Origin of the sequence: Pseudomonas sp. HY7a-MNA-CIBAN-0227 (genome assembly GCF_040310325.1) — a bacterium.
GTDB lineage: Bacteria > Pseudomonadota > Gammaproteobacteria > Pseudomonadales > Pseudomonadaceae > Aquipseudomonas.
This window is the reverse complement of the sequence record NZ_JBEOPT010000159.1, coordinates 1-268: the sequence shown is the minus strand read 5'-3', so window position 1 is coordinate 268 and position 268 is coordinate 1. Positions and strand designations below refer to the sequence as shown.

General features: G+C 46.3%; 1 protein-coding gene. It reads right to left on the bottom strand.

Annotated elements, in window-relative coordinates; all coding sequences use genetic code 11:
• A partial coding sequence (locus AAEZ06_RS27400; RefSeq protein ID WP_350617255.1) for a hypothetical protein occupies nucleotides 1-248 on the bottom strand: 248 nt, incomplete at its 3' end.
• Nucleotides 249-268 lie beyond the last annotated feature (20 nt).

Below are 268 nucleotides of genomic sequence, written 5' to 3'. Positions count from 1 at the left end.
GCTGTGAGTGCCGCCAGAGGTGATGGATTGGCAAATGGGGATTGCGTGAGAGGGTTTGCCACGGCTTTAAAGGACGATAAATCAGAGGATATAGAGGTAATGTCAGTATTTTGACTCATGGCATTCGCAGCTGATAGTGCGTCATCAGCGCTGGGCGACTGGACAGATAAGGCGATAACGCCACCAAAAAACACTAATGAGGTTGCACCAACAGTCAATAATAAGGGTTTTAATAGAGGTAGGCTCATAAGATTGTACTCCGTCTATA